The organism is Cytobacillus sp. QJM3NY_8 (genome assembly GCF_056173585.1).
The window spans coordinates 1105387-1120589 of the sequence record NZ_CM149681.1; the positions used below are offsets into that span (position 1 = coordinate 1105387).

The window sequence follows — 15203 nt, forward strand, 5'->3', positions numbered from 1 at the left end:
CCCTGATTTCGTAAAAAATATTTTTGCGGTTTCGGGGTCTTTTTTCTGTTAATCCCTGCTGTTTTTTAGAATGTTTTATCAAAGCTTTATTTTTTACTCAGCCAGTGGAATACTGTTTAATGGGATGGATGTCAGCAGGAGATATTTTAGCTGTACAAAAATTGTGCAGTTAAAATTTACATTATTTAATCAGTTTGATAAAAAGTGCTTAAGCATGGTATAAGTGTAAAAGAAGCAAGGATATTCTGCTTTTTAATTTTGGGATTAAAAGTTGGTTTCCCATATTGAGAGGATTTGAATTTTACTATGATAGATAATTTTTGGCGTGAGTTACCGCGGCCATTTTTTATACTGGCACCAATGGAAGAGGTGACGGATGTTGTTTTTCGCCATGTGGTGAGTGAAGCAGCCAGACCTGATGTGTTTTTTACTGAGTTTACAAACTCAGATAGTTATTGTCACCCCGAGGGGATTAATAGTGTGCGTGGGCGTTTGACTTTCACAGAGGATGAACAGCCAATTGTAGCCCATATATGGGGGGATAAACCTGAATACTTCCGGCAAATGAGTATTGGGATGGCGGAACTGGGCTTTAAGGGATTGGATATCAATATGGGCTGTCCTGTACCCAATGTAGCACAGCACGGGAAGGGAAGCGGCCTGATCCGCCGCCCGGAAGTGGCAGCTGAATTGATCCAGGCAGCCAAAGCAGGAGGTTTGCCGGTAAGTGTAAAGACAAGGCTTGGCTTCACGGAAGTAGACGAATGGAAGGTCTGGCTGAAACACATTTTGGAGCAGGACATTGCTAATCTTTCCATTCATCTGCGTACAAGGGACGAAATGAGCAAAGTGCCTGCGCATTGGGAGCTGATCCCGGAGATTAAGAAACTTCGCGACCAGGTGGCACCAGATACCCTTTTGACGATCAATGGAGATATTCCTGACCGTCAGAAGGGCTTGGAGCTGGCCGAGAAATACGGTATTGATGGAGTTATGATTGGGCGCGGCATATTCCATAATCCATTTGCCTTTGAAACGGAGAAGAAAGATCATAGCAGTGAGGAATTGCTGGACCTTTTAAGATTGCATATGGATCTCCATGATCAATATTCGCATTTAGAGCTGCGGCCGTTCACGGCTCTTCACCGTTTTTTCAAGATCTATGTCAAAGGATTTCCAAGGGCAAGTGCACTAAGAAATCAATTAATGAACACTAGGTCTACAGATGAAGTGCGCGAATTGCTTGATGCGTTTGTGTCAAAGAATCTTGAAAATAATAACTGAATTCTAAATGGGGATGGGCAAGCGGTCCATCCTCCTTTTTTTAATGGGGATGAGGATGAAAGCTTTTTTATTATGCACATTCATGGTATTTTCTTTTGCAATGATAACAGGCTGTCAATCAGCTGAAACAATGGTCCTGCTGGATGAGGAAGTCAGAGAAATCAAAGTTTCAAAATCGGAGGGTTTAGGCGGAATTAATGATGAAGAAAGTTTTATTTCTTTCAAGGATAGAAAATCGATCGCTGTATTTGAAAAGGCAATAACATCTGCTGTAAAACAGTCAGGGAATGCAGATATTAGTAAACCTAAGTATGATATAGCAGTAGAATATAAAGGAGAACTTCCTTCTCACGGCATTCATTTGTGGCTTGGAGAAGACAATGAAAAAAGCGTCTTCATGTATATTACAGATGAATCTGTTTACCTAACTTCTCCAGAAATGACGATAAAACTAAGAAGCCTAATTCTCTCCAAATAACAGCAGCCCAGCCATTTCACCTGTGTGTGGAATTAAATTCCATATGGTTAATTCACTTGGAAAAGGGGTATTGATCAGTAATCCAAAAGGAGGTGGCCAAGAATGGAAGTAGAAGTTTTATGTAATGTTGAGAACTGCAAGTATTGGGCTGAAGGTGATAAGTGCGTTGCCGACTCTATTTATGTGATTGGCCAAAATGGCCGAGAAGCTGATGATGTAGAGGAAACAGCCTGTAAAACCTTTGAGCATCGTGAATAAGATTGGGTAGGCCTGACTGCTGGAGAATTTTAACGATCCCGGCCGTCAGGTTTTTTTACATACAAAAAGAGAAGATTATTAAGACCGCTATGTTTCTCCGGAAAGGGTATAATAAATGAAAATGACACTAAATCCATGCAGACAGGAAGGAGATAGAATGACGACTATTAATGAAACCGGATGGAATTTTGATAATAGCTATTCACGGCTGCCGCAGACATTCTTTTCAAAAGTAAAGCCAAATCCTGTACAATCACCTGAGCTGGTGATCCTTAACGAGCCACTGGCGAAATTTTTGGGACTAAACATTGATGCATTGACAAGCGAAACTGGCATTGAGGTGCTTTCTGGCTCTCGAGTTCCAAAAGACGCTGACCCTCTTGCTCAGGCTTATGCAGGGCATCAGTTTGGACACTTTAATATGCTTGGAGATGGCCGGGCCATGCTGATCGGCGAGCAGGTAACTCCTGAGGATAAACGGGTGGACATTCAGCTGAAGGGCTCCGGCAGAACTCCGTTTTCACGCGGCGGAGATGGGCGGGCGGCTCTAGGCCCGATGCTCCGGGAATTCATTATCAGCGAAGCCATGTATGCTCTGGGAATTCCCACTACCCGCAGTCTGGCAGTTGTAACAACAGGTGAAGCGATTATCCGGGAAACTGAGCTTCCAGGTGCTGTACTGACAAGAGTGGCTGATAGCCATATACGGGTGGGCACTTTTCAATATGCGGCAAATTGGAGGCCGGTTGATGAGCTTAAAACACTGGCAGATTACACGATTCAGCGCCACTACCCAGAAATTAAAGGCGATGAAAATCCTTACAAGACACTCTTGCAGAAAGTGATCAAACGTCAGGCTGCACTCATTGCGAAATGGCAGCTAACAGGTTTTATCCATGGAGTCATGAACACCGACAATATGACAATTAGCGGAGAAACCATCGATTATGGTCCGTGCGCCTTTATGGATAAGTATGACTTGGCAACCGTATTTAGTTCCATTGACAGAGAAGGCCGGTATGCTTATGGAAATCAGCCTTATATAGGCGGATGGAATCTGGCAAGGTTTGCTGAAACCCTCTTGCCCCTGCTGCATAAAAATGAGGAAGATGCTGTAAATATAGCCCAGGATGCAATTTCGGAATACAATAAAATTTATCAAAGCCATTGGCTTGCAGGGATGAGGGCAAAACTCGGATTTTTTAATGAAGAAGCACAAGATGAAGCCCTATTTACCAGCCTTCTAAAGATGATGCAGAAGTCTGGAGCAGATTATACAAACACCTTCCGTTTATTAACATTAGACAAGCCTGAGGAAACTTCGATATTTGATGATCAAGAATTTGCAAACTGGCATGGACAATGGCAGGAAAGGCTGAACAGGCAGAAGGAATCGAAAGAAGCAGTGAATGAATTAATGAGGAAGAGCAACCCATCCGTCATCCCCCGGAATCACAGAGTTGAAGAAGCTCTTGAAGCAGCTGTTACCAAAGGGGATTACAGCGTGATGAAAAAGCTTCTTGCAGCACTGAAGGATCCTTATGCCTATACAATAGAACAGGAAGAATACTGCAAGCTGCCAGAGCCATCCGGCATGCCATATCGAACATTTTGCGGAACTTAATATAAAGAAATGAACAATTTAGAGCGTTAGCTGTAATTTTGCAAAGCCTGGCCCCATTAGTGGGGCAGGCATTTTTTATTTAAGCAGTTAGTGCTTTATTGTTGACTTCAGGAAATCACGGTGTTATTTTTAAGACAGAACATACATTCGATTTGGTGATAATCCTGAATATACATCTTGAAGAAATCATATCAAAAAGTATCTTAACACCTGCCAAAGGTGCAATTGACAACTTTACTCATTCATTGAACCCCTATGCGGGCTGTGCCTTTGGCTGCAAATATTGCTACGTTAGGGAGCTTCCTGTTTCCATTTTTCGTGAAGAGGAATGGGGTGCGTGGATTGATATAAAATCAAATGCGGCCGAACTTTTGGAGAAAGAATTGGCTAAAGCTAAAAAGAGGGGAAAAGTTGCTTTATTTATGTCCTCTTCCACAGACCCTTACCAGCCGATTGAATATGCCTCAAAACTGACAAGAAGTTTATTGGAAGTTATGCTTAAAAATCAGCCTGACTTTTTACATGTACAAACCCGTTCTCCTATGGTGAAGCGGGATATTGATTTATTTCAGCAATTCGGAGATAGTATCAGAATTTCCATGACAATCGAGACAGACAAAGAAGAAGTCAGAAAGGCATTTGCACCAGCGGCCCCTCCCATCCCGGCAAGAATGGCTGCACTAAAAGACATAAAAGATGCAGGAATTATAACTCAAGCAACAATAGCCCCGTTACTGCCTTGTTCAAGAGAATTTCCTGCAAAACTTAAGTCTATTGCAAATCGAGTTACAATTGACGATTTTTGGATGGGGGATGGAAGCGGCGGACGCAGGACTGAGAGACTTGGAATCCGCAAGATTTTTGATGAGCTTGGTTTGGAGAAATGGTATAATCCATCTGCATATAAAGTGGTTCTTAAAATGCTGGACCGGGAATTTCAAGATGCACCCATTCAATTAGGTGTATCCAAGGCTGGCTTCAGCCCTGATGGCAAATAGCTGACTATAAAATATATGAGGTATTTTTATGGATCTGTTAAGTTCACAATATGTAAGAGGTATTAGCCTTAAAAGAGAAGAAATTCCTTCCTTCAATCAGTATCCCTTCAACCTTCCCAGCTTGAAAACCATGGATGAGGTGCCTTTCCACCCGAAAGTAACCTTTCTGATTGGAGAGAATGGAATGGGAAAGTCGACACTGCTCGAGGCAGTAGCGGTTGCACTAGGATTTAATGCAGAAGGCGGATCTTTCAATTTTAACTTTTCAACCTTCGATTCGCATTCTGTGCTGGGAGATTATCTCAAGGTGATAAAAGGCATAGATAGGCCGTCTGATGGTTTTTTTCTAAGGGCAGAGAGTTTCTATAATGTCGCTTCTAATATTGAGGAAATGGATCGGGAAGGTGGCGCACCAAAAGTAATCGACTCCTTTGGAGGCCGTTCTTTACATGAGCAATCTCATGGAGAAGCGTTTTTCTCTACGTTTCTTCACCGGTTTCGCGGCAATGGGATTTACATCCTGGACGAGCCGGAGGCAGCACTTTCTCCTTTGCGGCAAATGTCCATGCTGACAAGAATTCATGATTTGGTCAGGGAACACTCACAATTTATTATTGCCACACATTCTCCGATCATTATGGCCTATCCGGAGGCAGCGATATATGAATTCAGCGAGGAAGGCATTTCAGAAAAGAAGCTGGAGGAAACGAATCATTACCGCATCATGAAACAATTCTTTGATGATAAGAAAAGGATGCTTCATCATTTGCTGGATGAATAATAAAAATGGAGGCTTCAGGCCTCCATTTTTGTCTATGTATCTTATTCACTTTCGTGGCTGAACATCCAGTTTATACCAAATTTATCTGTTAACTGGCCAAAGCTCTTGCTCCAGAAAGTTTCCTGCAGCTCCATTGTTACTGTGCCGCCTGCCTGCAGATTGTTAAAATACTTTCTCAGCTTATCCAGGTCATTAATGACAACTGCGAGATTAATGTTATTTCCTACTGTAAATGGCATACCGGGAAAAGTATCTGAAAACATAACATTACTGCCGCATATGTTAAGGCTTGAATGCATGACCAAATTCTTTGCTTCCTCTGGAAGAGGATATTCAGGATTTTGCGGTGATTCACCAAAAGTTGAAATCTCAGGCATTTCCAGTTCAAAAGCCTTTACATAAAATTCAATTGCTTCGCGTGTATTTCCCTCGAAATTAAGATAGGCATTAACAGCCATTCCTTTCACTCCTTCCTAATACAATTCCATTATAGACAAAATATTCTAAATTTAATGTAGTTCAAAAGTCAAAAAGTGAAAATCAGAACAATTTTTATAATTCCTGAAGTGCTTGATCTACATTATTGAAGCCTCTTCGGTCAATGCTATCAGGTTCATCCGATTCAATTGTCCACTCAGTTTTTGCAGGAGTTAATCCTCCATTTTCATCTTTAATGAATGGACTATGTACGTGATAAGTTTTCCCTGCCTTTTTCACCGTGTATCCTATATAGCAGTGATGATCCTGGCCTTCTTCCTCGAAAATACCAATATCGTCGATTCCATATTTGTCTAAATAGGAATGAAATGGCTCCTGCAATGCATTGATAATTTGCTCTCTTGGTAAAAACTCCATGACGTATGCTCCCTTCCGATTATCTATCCCTTAATATGGCTTTTTTTGCAGGGATTAAACACGGAACTGTGAAAAGAGTACTCCGCATCAGCGAAGTACTCTGCTTCTTAACTTAAATCTAAGTTTTCCGAGAAGCTCCATAAGCTCTTCATATTCTTCCAGCTGAATCCTGCAAGCCTGAATGGCCTCTCCGACATTTTGGGTGATAACCTCTTTTTCTTTGCGTGCTTTTTCCTCGAGGAAGATATACACCTTGCGTTCATCAGCTTTGGAACGCTCTTTTCGAAGCCAGCCATTAGAAATCATTCTGGAGATCATAGGTGTGAGTGTCCCCGTGCCAAGATTTAGTCTTTCTCCAAGCTCCTTTGCTGTCACGCCATCCTTTTCCCAAAGTGCCAGAAGTACCAGATATTGGGGATAGGTTAAGCCAAATGGCTGAAGGGCACTTGTATACAGTTTTGTAAATTCGCCTGCTGTTTCATAAACAGCAAAGCATAGCTGTTTGTCCAGTGTAAAAAAGTCTTTCACATAATCACCTGATTCTAATCTCTAGCATTACAATAATTTCGTCAAATCATCCTCGATTTTTCCTGGTTCAGTTGTAGGTGCATACCGTTCTACAACCTGGCCATTCCGGTCCACGAGGAATTTAGTAAAGTTCCACTTAATGTTTTTAGACAGAATTCCCTTTTTCTGTTCTTTTAGGTAAGCAAATAATGGATCCGTATTGTCACCATTTACATCAATTTTAGCGAAGATCGGAAAGGATACACCATAATTAAGCTGACAGAACTCAGTTGTTTCCTCAATATTATCGAATTCCTGGTTATTGAACTGATCACAAGGAAACCCAAGAATTTCAACGCCGCTGTCTTTATACTTTTCATAAAGCTCCTGCAGTCCTTTGAATTGGGGTGTTAATCCGCATTTGCTGGCTGTGTTTACAATAATCAGAGGCTTGCCTTCATATTCTTTCAAAGATTTCAATTCACCATTTGTTTTTTTGACTTCAAAATCATAAACCGTTGTCATTAGGATACCTCCTACTTTTAATCGTGTGCGATTTAATCTTAAGCGATCTAAACTCCTTTTGCAAACAAATCAGCTTTTTATGAAACTACCATTAAGTTTATTCGTAGAAAAGGTAGGTTTCAATTTCATTTACAAAGGGTGATCATGATGATGGACGAATTGCGGGAAGCGATTGAGAAACTCCCGGAGAGGGGAGCGAAGAGCTATCTATTCCACATATTACTTCGGGTTCACTTATTGAATAACAGTGTTGATTCCCAGGAAGAGATACTCGAACTGCTAAATGATATTCAAAAAAGGATACTCTTTTATTCTCAAGAAAGAAAATTGGAGCGGGAATATGAAACATACCATATTGTGTGTGGAGAATCACCGGCAGGCGCTTTAAAGGTTGGGCTTAGTAAAGAAAATAAGGTCATTGGCTATCCTGATTTTTTTAGTAACGGACCTCTCTGGAAGCTGCATGAAGAAGAGGGCAGAAAAAAGCGATTAGAATGGCTGATGGATCACATTAATATGCATGAAGATTACCTGGAAATGAGATATGAAAGAAAAGTAGCTAAAGCACTTGAAGAGATAGATTCTATTCCAGCGGGAAAACCGATCGTTATCTGGACAGCTGACAATGCAGATGAACAAACTGGTTTACGATATTTCCTTCACTTATTAAGAAACAAAGAAAATAATGTGCATGTTATTAATACTGCTCAGTCATATAAGGAGCTTTTCCCTGAGAAAAAGCATCAATCCATTTTAAGGCACTCAGGCGAAGCAGCTCCTGAGAAACTGAAGATGATGCTGGAAAAACACTTAGGAAGCCCTTTATCTGCAGAAGAAAAAAATAGGTTTGTATCTGATTGGCAGTCCCTCTCCAGAACAAGGGAAGTATTGCGTATATGGGAAGATAATGAAATACATAGTGTACCAGAGAGTTATTTTGATGAATCTATCATCGAGTCAGCCAAAAAGCTGCATAAAAGCAACAAAGGTTTTATAAAGTCAGCCAGATTAATTGGTGAAGTGATTGGGCATCTGGATGAGCCAATTGGTGATGGCTTTGCAGAGTATAGAGTAAGATCCTTAATTTATAACGGAATATTAGCCATAAAAGGAATTCCGAAAAGTATGAGGTATTATAGCATTAAACTGAAAGAATTTTAGATGAATCCGGTTTTTCACCGTAATCAATTATCCCTGTCCATCGTGTGTTAGTATTATTTGGTCTAGCAGCAGTCCGGTACTTGAAGTGAATTAATATCTAAAAGCCATCTGCTGGAATTTCATGCAGGCTTCATTTATTCTTAATAAAAGAAACGAATAGAAGAGGGATTTACCTTGAAAAAGATTTACAGTGATATAATTCAATTCCGCGGAACCCACTTTGATTTTGGTTTCATGCAGGGAGAACTTATAAAGGATTCTCTTTCTGTGAAAAATCGGGAGGATCAATGGAAGGTAAGAAAGCCGCGATTTTCAATAAATGAAGCAGAAGTGAAAAAAGCGATTACAAGGTTTGCCCCTGGTATTTGGGATGAACTGCTTGGGATACGGGAAGCATTGCAATGGCCGATGGAGCGGGTTATGCAGGAGTTTGGCGGCTATCGCCTCGATTATGTCCGCTCGGGCTGTTCCATCCTTACAGGGGCTGATTACCTGATCCGCAATTATGATTACCATCCGAAAACCTATGAGGGGCGCTATACTTTTTATCAGCCAACAGATCAGGGATATGCGATGATTGGCCCCAGCCAGAGGGTGACCGGGCGGATGGATGGCATGAACGAAAAAGGACTTGTGATTGGATATAATTTTATGAATCGGAAAAAGCCTGCTGATGGCTTTATCTGCTGTATGATCGGCCGCCTGATTTTGGAGGCATGTGCAAACGTGGAAGAAGCGGTTGAGATGCTAAAGGAAATACCGCACCGTCATTCCTTTACATATGTGGTGCATGATACAAGCGGAGAGACTTATGCAGTGGAAACATCTCCGAGAGGTGTAAAGGTCCGTCAGACAACTGCCTGCACAAACCATTTTGAAATCATGAAGGATGAAAATCGCAACCATCTAGCTGACAGCCTGCGCAGGCTGGATGTCATGAAAAGCCATCAGGGTGAGCGATTAGATGCACATGATGCTTTCCGCCTCTTGAATGATAGCGATAAAGGCGTTTTCTCGGATCTTTATGGAAGCTGGGCCGGGACGATTCATACATCCGCCTATTTGCCGGGGGAGATGAAGGCCTGGTTTGCGCTCGGCGGCGACAGAGGGCCGAGTATTTTTGATTTTCGGCATTGGCTCGATGGACAGGATATTGAAATGAATAGAATAACTGGTGAAGTTGATACGGACATTCCTTTTTTGCATATGGATGAACAGGCGAATTGGTTCAGGTAATAATGAAACGGAGAGATGTGTTCTCCGTTTTTTCCTTGTTTGAAAAAATAAATTCATCATTTGTACAAACCATCACATTCTTTCATCACTTCATGTTATGGTACACTTTATATATGAATTGGATGTAAACTGAGGTGCATACGAGTGAAAACAGTATTGGTCATAGGCGGCGGTGTAACAGGATTGTCCGCTATGTATGAACTGAATAAGTGGAAAAAAGAAAATGATCAGGATATAAGGCTTGTACTGGCAGAATCAGCAGAACAGCTTGGCGGGAAAATCCGCACTGTCAGGGAAGGCGGATTTGTAATAGAAGCGGGAGCTGATTCGATTGTTGCCCGCAAAGCGAATGCGATGAACTTTATCCAGGAGCTGGGGCTGGAGGAAGACGTTGTCTACAATGCTGCGGGGCTGTCTTATATATACAGTGATGGTGAGCTGAAGCTGATACCGGCAGATTCTGTGTTTGGGATACCGGCCAGTGTTGAATCTCTTGCCAAATCTGCTCTTGTTTCAGCAGAAGGAAAGGTTGAAGCCCTGAAAGATTTTTATACGAAAAATGATAGCTTTACAAAAAACGATTCCATCGGCGATTTCCTGGAGCATTTTTTCGGAAAAGAACTGGTGGAAAAGCAAATTGCGCCTGTTCTTTCAGGTGTATATTCCGGGAATCTCAGTGACTTAACCATTGCTTCGACTCTTCCGCAGGTGTTTGATTATAAAGAAAAATACGGCAGCATCATTAAAGGTTTTGAAGAAAATAAAAAGGTGTTCCAGAGCGGAGGGGGAAAGAAGTTCCTTTCCTTTAAAAAAGGTCTGGATGGATTAATAGATGCTTATGAGGAAAAATTGGATGAATCAGAAATATTTAAAAACACGAAGGCAGTTAAAATAGAGAAAAGTGATCGTAAATATATAGTCGATTTCTCGAATGGCGAAACCCTGGAGGCCGATCATGTGGTGCTGAGCATTCCGCATAATGCCGCTGCAGCGCTGTTCGATCATGAGGAGCTGAAGGCGGAATTCGAACTTTTGAAGAACAGTTCCTTAATCTCTATCTATCTTGCTTATGATATTCCAGACAGCGAGCTGCCTGAAGACGGGACAGGCTTCATCACTGCAAATACGGATGAATTGACCTGCAATGCCTGTACATGGACAAGCCGCAAATGGGAGCATACCTCAGAAAGCGGTAATCTGCTTGTTAGATTATTTTATAAAAGCAGCCATCCGGCCTTTGCATCTCTAAAGGAAATGAACGATGAAGATTTGCTGCAGACGGCTTTGGCCGATATTGAAAAAAGCCTTGGCATTACATCTGTTCCCGCTGCCAGTGAAGTGACGAAATGGACTGAAAAAATGCCAAACTATCTGATATCCCATCCGCAGACAGTAGCTGCACTTGAAAACAGGCTGGACCAGGAATACCCTGGAATATGGCTTGCAGGCTGCTCCTATTATGGTGTAGGAATTCCAGATTGCATCGAAAATGGGGCAGAAACTGCCAGAAAAATTATTGATCGTATATAAACCAAAATCCCCTTCTGCTAAAGATGGGGATTTTTTTCTTATATGATTTTTGTATGATCCTTAGGACCTTCAATTTTCATTTGCTCAAGCTCGAGCTTCATTTTCTCTGTTTCAAGCAGAAAGTTTTCCTGCTTCAGCTTTTCCAGGGTGATTTCATCTTTTATCATATTGTGTTTAATTTTTGCCAGTCTTTGTGTATGAAAAGTCAGGATGGCGATGATGGGAATAGAGAAAGTCATCACTACAGCAATAGTACCTGTCAAATTCCTTGCACCTCACATTTGATTGAATTAGAAAATTTTGTATAATTTGTATTTGTATAAATTATAGCAAATGACAAGTGAGATAGAAACGCGAAAATAATCTGGTGGTGAAGAAATGGCTGAAATTACTATAAAAAGAGTATACGATCCGTATGAAGAGGCTGATGGATACCGGGTATTAGTGGATCGGCTGTGGCCGAGGGGAATTAAAAAAGAAGATGCACATTTATCAGCCTGGGAGAAAGAGGTTGCACCAAGCAGCGAGCTTAGAAAATCTTTTAATCATAAACCTGAACTTTTCGGTATATTTCGGGAAAAGTATCTCATTGAACTGCGCACACAGACAGACAAGATTCACAAGATGGAAGAACTGTACGAGATATCAAAGAAGCAAAAACTAACATTACTATATGCTGCAAAAGATACAGTAAATAATCATGCAATTGTATTATTAGAAGAATTATTAAGGAAGGTGAAATAGAAGCTTAACTTTATAGGAAGGAAAAAAATAAAAAATAGGTAGAAATACTTTAAAAATAAGTAATAATTCTGAAAGTTAAGTGTTTTCTTTTTTCCTATACTTTAAGTTAAAAGAAGTGAGGGAGAAGGAAATGATTGATTTACTCCTGATTCATGGAACTGTCATTACTATGGATCAAAACAGGCGGATAATCACCGATGGAGCTGTTGCCATAAATGGAAGCAGGATCCTGGATGTGGATATGAGTGAGAAACTATTGGAAAAGTATGAGGCAAAAGAAGTGATAGATTGCAGCCATCATTGTATCCTGCCTGGATTAATAGATGTACATGGACATGGCGGCCATTCGATGTTTAAGACAATTGCAATGGAAAGCTTGGATTTTTGGATGCCAATTATGACGAATACGTATAAGCATTTTGTAACAGACGAATTCTGGTATTTTGAAGGAAAGCTTTCTGCACTTGAGCGCCTGAAGGCGGGCATAACAACAGGTGTATCTGTTCTTGGCTCAATGCCAAGGTCGGATGACCCGGTTTTTGCCATCAATCATGCAAGAGCCTATGCAGAAACTGGTGTCAGGGAGGTTGTTTGCACTGGTCCCTGCAATCCGCCATGGCCTCATTCATTCAGCAGGTGGATAGACGGTCAAAGAATTACTAAAGAAGTCACCTACGAGGAAGTGTTAAATGGTGCTGAAGCAGTAATTGAAGCTTTAAACCATGCCAATCAAGATCGGACAAGAGCATTTATTACTCCTTTCGTAATTGTTACATCAGTTGAACCATCTGGCCCAACTTCACCTGCGAAACTTCATCATTTAACAGAGCATGATTTATACCAAGCAAAGAAAGTCAGAGGAATTGCCAGAAAATATAATACAAGAATCCATTCTGATGCTTTTGGAGGCATGATTCACTTAGCAGTAAAAGATTGGGAGAATGCTCTTTTAGGTCCTGATGTTCATCTTCAGCATTGCCGTGGGATATCCTTTGATGAAGCGAAAATATTAGCTGAAACCGGAACAAATGTCAGTGCCTCTCCTGGATTCTCTCAAATTCATGCCCGCACACCGATGATAGAATTGATCGAGCTGGGAACAACAGTTGCTATATCAACAGATGGCACTTCACCATCCACTAGCTTTGACATGTTTCAAGCCATGAGAAAAACACAATTTATACATCAGGCAGCTCATAGAGATGAATATTGCTTACCTCCTGGAAAACTTCTGGAGATGGTTACGATTGATGCTGCAAAATGTATTGGATGGGATGATGAATTGGGCTCTCTTGAAGCGGGGAAAAAGGCGGATGTTATAACTGTCAATATGCATCAGCCGCACTTAACACCTGAGTTTATGCATATTCACCGGCTCGTCCATCAAGCTTATGCAACTGATGTGGGGCATGTTATCGTAGATGGCAGGGTCCTTATGAAAGACAGAGCAGTCTGCTCCGTTGATGAAAGATCAGTTTTGGCAGAAGCAAATGAAGAAGCTAACTCAACAATTAAGCGTGCAGGGCTTGAAAAATACATGAAGCAAACGAAATATTTTTGGGGTCACACACGAACCTATGGGGATGGTATGGATCATGATAAAGAATCTGATATTGTGGAGAAAGGGGAAAATCAATGAAGACCAGGCTAAAGGGGAAATATGTAATTGGATATGATGGAAAAGATCATGTCCTGATAGAAAATGCTGAGGTTGTATTTGAAAATGATACCATCATTTATGTTGGAAATAGTTATTCGGGCCAAGCTGATAAAGTTATAGATGCCGGCAGCGCTTTAATCAGTCCGGGATTCATTGACTTGAATGCATTAGGCGATATTGATCATGATATCTTGCATTTGGAGGCCAGTTCAGCAAGACAGAAAAATCTGCTTTGGTCAGAGAGGTATGTTAAGCAAGGGCACCATGAAATTATGACAGCTGAAGAAGAGGCTTTTAAATCTTTATATGCCTATTCACAGCTGATCCTTCATGGAATTACAACTGCTATGCCAATCACTTCTGTTCATTATAAAAAATGGGCAGAAACATATGAGGAGCTTGCTTCAGCAGCGAGGCATGCTGCTGACTTGGGACTGCGTATATACCTGGGTCCAAGCTATCAATCGGGGATAAGGGTCGTCCAGGCAGATGGCAATATTAAGATTCATTGGGATGAAGAAGCTGGAAGGCAAGGATTAAAAAGAGCTGTGCGCTTTTTGGAAGAGTTTGATGGTTCATTTAATGGTTTGGTCAGGGGAATGCTTGCCCCGGAGCGGATTGAAAGTCAAACGGAAGAAAGTCTTCTCCTTACAAAGCAATATAGTGATCACTATAAAGTTCCGATAAAATTGCATGCAGCCCAAGGTGATTTTGAATACCATACAATGATTGAGAAATATGGCGTAACGCCAATTAGGCATTTATATAACCTGGGATTTTTAGGATCCAGAACGGCGATTCCTCATGCCCATTTTATTGCTGGCTACAGTGGGGCAAAAATTGGTGGTGGAGATGATTTGTCACTGCTGAGGGAAACGGGCACAACTGTCATTCATTGCCCATTAATAATTGGAAGGCACGGACAGGCAATGGAATCCTTTGCAAAATATAAACAGTCAGGAATTAATTTAGCGTTAGGTACAGATACGTTTCCTCCGGACATGTTCCAGAATATCAGAACAGGGAGCATGCTTTCCCGGATCGTAAATAAAGAAGTTAAAGACTCAGCATACTCAGATCTTTACCGTGCTGCAACTTTAGGTGCTGCAAAGTTTCTGGGAAGAGAAGATTTGGGCCGCCTTTGTGCTGGCGCAAAAGCAGATATTATTGCAATTGATTTAGCCGGATTCCATATGGGAGTATTAGATGATCCCTTAAGAACAGTGATTGTAAGCGGAACTGGAAGAGATGTAAAGTTATCCATTATCAATGGGAAAGTAGTCATGACAGACCGAAAAATACCCAACCTTGATTTAGAGGAATTAAAAGGAAAAGCGCAAGAATATTTTATGAAAATGAAAAAAGGTTATTTAAAAAGAGATTATCAGGAGCTTCCTGAGAATGAATTGATGCCGCCTTCTTTTAGGTTTGTTGATTCTATTGATTAGCAACGACGTTTTATATAAGTAGTAGAAAAAGTTTAAAAACATGTAAAGAAAGTAGAAATAGATTAATCAGAATATTTTATATAATTAGACAAAGGCTTTAGGGCTGAAAAAAGG

The 15203-nt window shown here is 41.0% G+C and carries 17 protein-coding genes; 12 read left to right on the forward strand and 5 right to left on the reverse strand.

The window, feature by feature from the left end; genetic code table 11:
* Positions 1 to 306: 306 nt before the first annotated feature.
* The 6 genes from AC0VZ9_RS05855 (at position 307) to AC0VZ9_RS05880 (ending at position 5423) form a co-directional block, all read left to right on the forward strand.
* On the forward strand, positions 307 to 1284 hold the full coding sequence (locus AC0VZ9_RS05855; RefSeq protein ID WP_252246035.1) for a tRNA dihydrouridine synthase: 978 nt from the start codon (positions 307 to 309) through the stop codon (positions 1282 to 1284).
* Positions 1285 to 1339: 55 nt separating this feature from the next.
* Positions 1340 to 1762: a YhfM domain-containing protein gene (locus AC0VZ9_RS05860; protein WP_071155900.1), complete on the forward strand. Its 423-nt coding sequence runs from the start codon at positions 1340 to 1342 to the stop codon at positions 1760 to 1762.
* A 102-nt stretch (positions 1763 to 1864) separates the two neighbouring features.
* Positions 1865 to 2020: a DUF1540 domain-containing protein gene (locus AC0VZ9_RS05865; RefSeq protein ID WP_019383459.1), complete on the forward strand. Its 156-nt coding sequence runs from the start codon at positions 1865 to 1867 to the stop codon at positions 2018 to 2020.
* Positions 2021 to 2177: 157 nt separating this feature from the next.
* Positions 2178 to 3644 carry a protein adenylyltransferase SelO gene (locus tag AC0VZ9_RS05870; protein WP_071155902.1) on the forward strand — a complete coding sequence of 489 codons (1467 nt, stop codon included), beginning with the start codon at positions 2178 to 2180 and terminating at the stop codon, positions 3642 to 3644.
* Positions 3645 to 3799: 155 nt separating this feature from the next.
* Complete coding sequence (locus AC0VZ9_RS05875; protein WP_009335769.1) at positions 3800 to 4642, forward strand: SPL family radical SAM protein; 843 nt, start codon at positions 3800 to 3802, stop codon at positions 4640 to 4642.
* A 28-nt stretch (positions 4643 to 4670) separates the two neighbouring features.
* Complete coding sequence (locus tag AC0VZ9_RS05880; RefSeq protein ID WP_071155904.1) at positions 4671 to 5423, forward strand: AAA family ATPase; 753 nt, start codon at positions 4671 to 4673, stop codon at positions 5421 to 5423.
* 41 nt (positions 5424 to 5464) lie between these two features.
* Here the strand turns inward: AC0VZ9_RS05880 and AC0VZ9_RS05885 are convergent, their stop codons facing one another.
* The 4 genes from AC0VZ9_RS05885 to AC0VZ9_RS05900 all read right to left on the reverse strand — a co-directional run bounded on the left by AC0VZ9_RS05885 (position 5465) and on the right by AC0VZ9_RS05900 (position 7310).
* Positions 5465 to 5881, reverse strand: a complete 417-nt coding sequence (locus AC0VZ9_RS05885) for a VOC family protein (protein WP_071155907.1) — start codon at positions 5879 to 5881, stop codon at positions 5465 to 5467.
* 94 nt (positions 5882 to 5975) lie between these two features.
* Entirely contained in the window at positions 5976 to 6278 is a 303-nt protein-coding gene (locus AC0VZ9_RS05890) for a DUF5634 family protein (RefSeq protein ID WP_009335772.1), read from the reverse strand.
* An 87-nt stretch (positions 6279 to 6365) separates the two neighbouring features.
* Positions 6366 to 6806 (reverse strand): MarR family winged helix-turn-helix transcriptional regulator, encoded by a 441-nt coding sequence (locus tag AC0VZ9_RS05895; protein ID WP_009335773.1) that lies wholly within the window; start codon positions 6804 to 6806, stop codon positions 6366 to 6368.
* 27 nt (positions 6807 to 6833) lie between these two features.
* A complete protein-coding gene (locus AC0VZ9_RS05900) occupies positions 6834 to 7310 on the reverse strand; it encodes a glutathione peroxidase (protein ID WP_009335774.1) in 477 nt (158 codons plus the stop codon).
* A 144-nt stretch (positions 7311 to 7454) separates the two neighbouring features.
* Between AC0VZ9_RS05900 and AC0VZ9_RS05905 the strand changes: the two genes are divergently transcribed.
* The 3 genes from AC0VZ9_RS05905 to hemG all read left to right on the forward strand — a co-directional run bounded on the left by AC0VZ9_RS05905 (position 7455) and on the right by hemG (position 11237).
* Positions 7455 to 8471, forward strand: coding sequence for a DUF1835 domain-containing protein (locus AC0VZ9_RS05905; RefSeq protein ID WP_475397133.1), 1017 nt, complete (start codon positions 7455 to 7457; stop codon positions 8469 to 8471).
* A gap of 174 nt (positions 8472 to 8645) precedes the next feature.
* Positions 8646 to 9707 carry a C45 family autoproteolytic acyltransferase/hydolase gene (locus tag AC0VZ9_RS05910; RefSeq protein WP_475397134.1) on the forward strand — a complete coding sequence of 354 codons (1062 nt, stop codon included), beginning with the start codon at positions 8646 to 8648 and terminating at the stop codon, positions 9705 to 9707.
* A 144-nt stretch (positions 9708 to 9851) separates the two neighbouring features.
* Positions 9852 to 11237 (forward strand): protoporphyrinogen oxidase, encoded by a 1386-nt coding sequence (gene hemG, locus AC0VZ9_RS05915; protein WP_448896943.1) that lies wholly within the window; start codon positions 9852 to 9854, stop codon positions 11235 to 11237.
* 38 nt (positions 11238 to 11275) lie between these two features.
* On the opposite strand, the gene AC0VZ9_RS05920 is transcribed toward hemG, so the two are convergent.
* On the reverse strand, positions 11276 to 11500 hold the full coding sequence (locus tag AC0VZ9_RS05920) for a hypothetical protein (RefSeq protein WP_009335778.1): 225 nt from the start codon (positions 11498 to 11500) through the stop codon (positions 11276 to 11278).
* A 115-nt stretch (positions 11501 to 11615) separates the two neighbouring features.
* On the opposite strand from AC0VZ9_RS05920, the gene AC0VZ9_RS05925 reads away from it, so the two are divergent.
* From AC0VZ9_RS05925 to AC0VZ9_RS05935, 3 genes are all read left to right on the forward strand, one after another.
* Positions 11616 to 11981: a DUF488 domain-containing protein gene (locus tag AC0VZ9_RS05925; RefSeq protein WP_009335779.1), complete on the forward strand. Its 366-nt coding sequence runs from the start codon at positions 11616 to 11618 to the stop codon at positions 11979 to 11981.
* Positions 11982 to 12111: 130 nt separating this feature from the next.
* Positions 12112 to 13620 carry an amidohydrolase family protein gene (locus tag AC0VZ9_RS05930; RefSeq protein ID WP_475397135.1) on the forward strand — a complete coding sequence of 503 codons (1509 nt, stop codon included), beginning with the start codon at positions 12112 to 12114 and terminating at the stop codon, positions 13618 to 13620.
* Positions 13617 to 15089, forward strand: a complete 1473-nt coding sequence (locus tag AC0VZ9_RS05935) for an amidohydrolase family protein (RefSeq protein ID WP_475397136.1) — start codon at positions 13617 to 13619, stop codon at positions 15087 to 15089. The genes AC0VZ9_RS05930 and AC0VZ9_RS05935 overlap by 4 nt, the downstream gene beginning before the upstream one ends.
* Positions 15090 to 15203 lie beyond the last annotated feature (114 nt).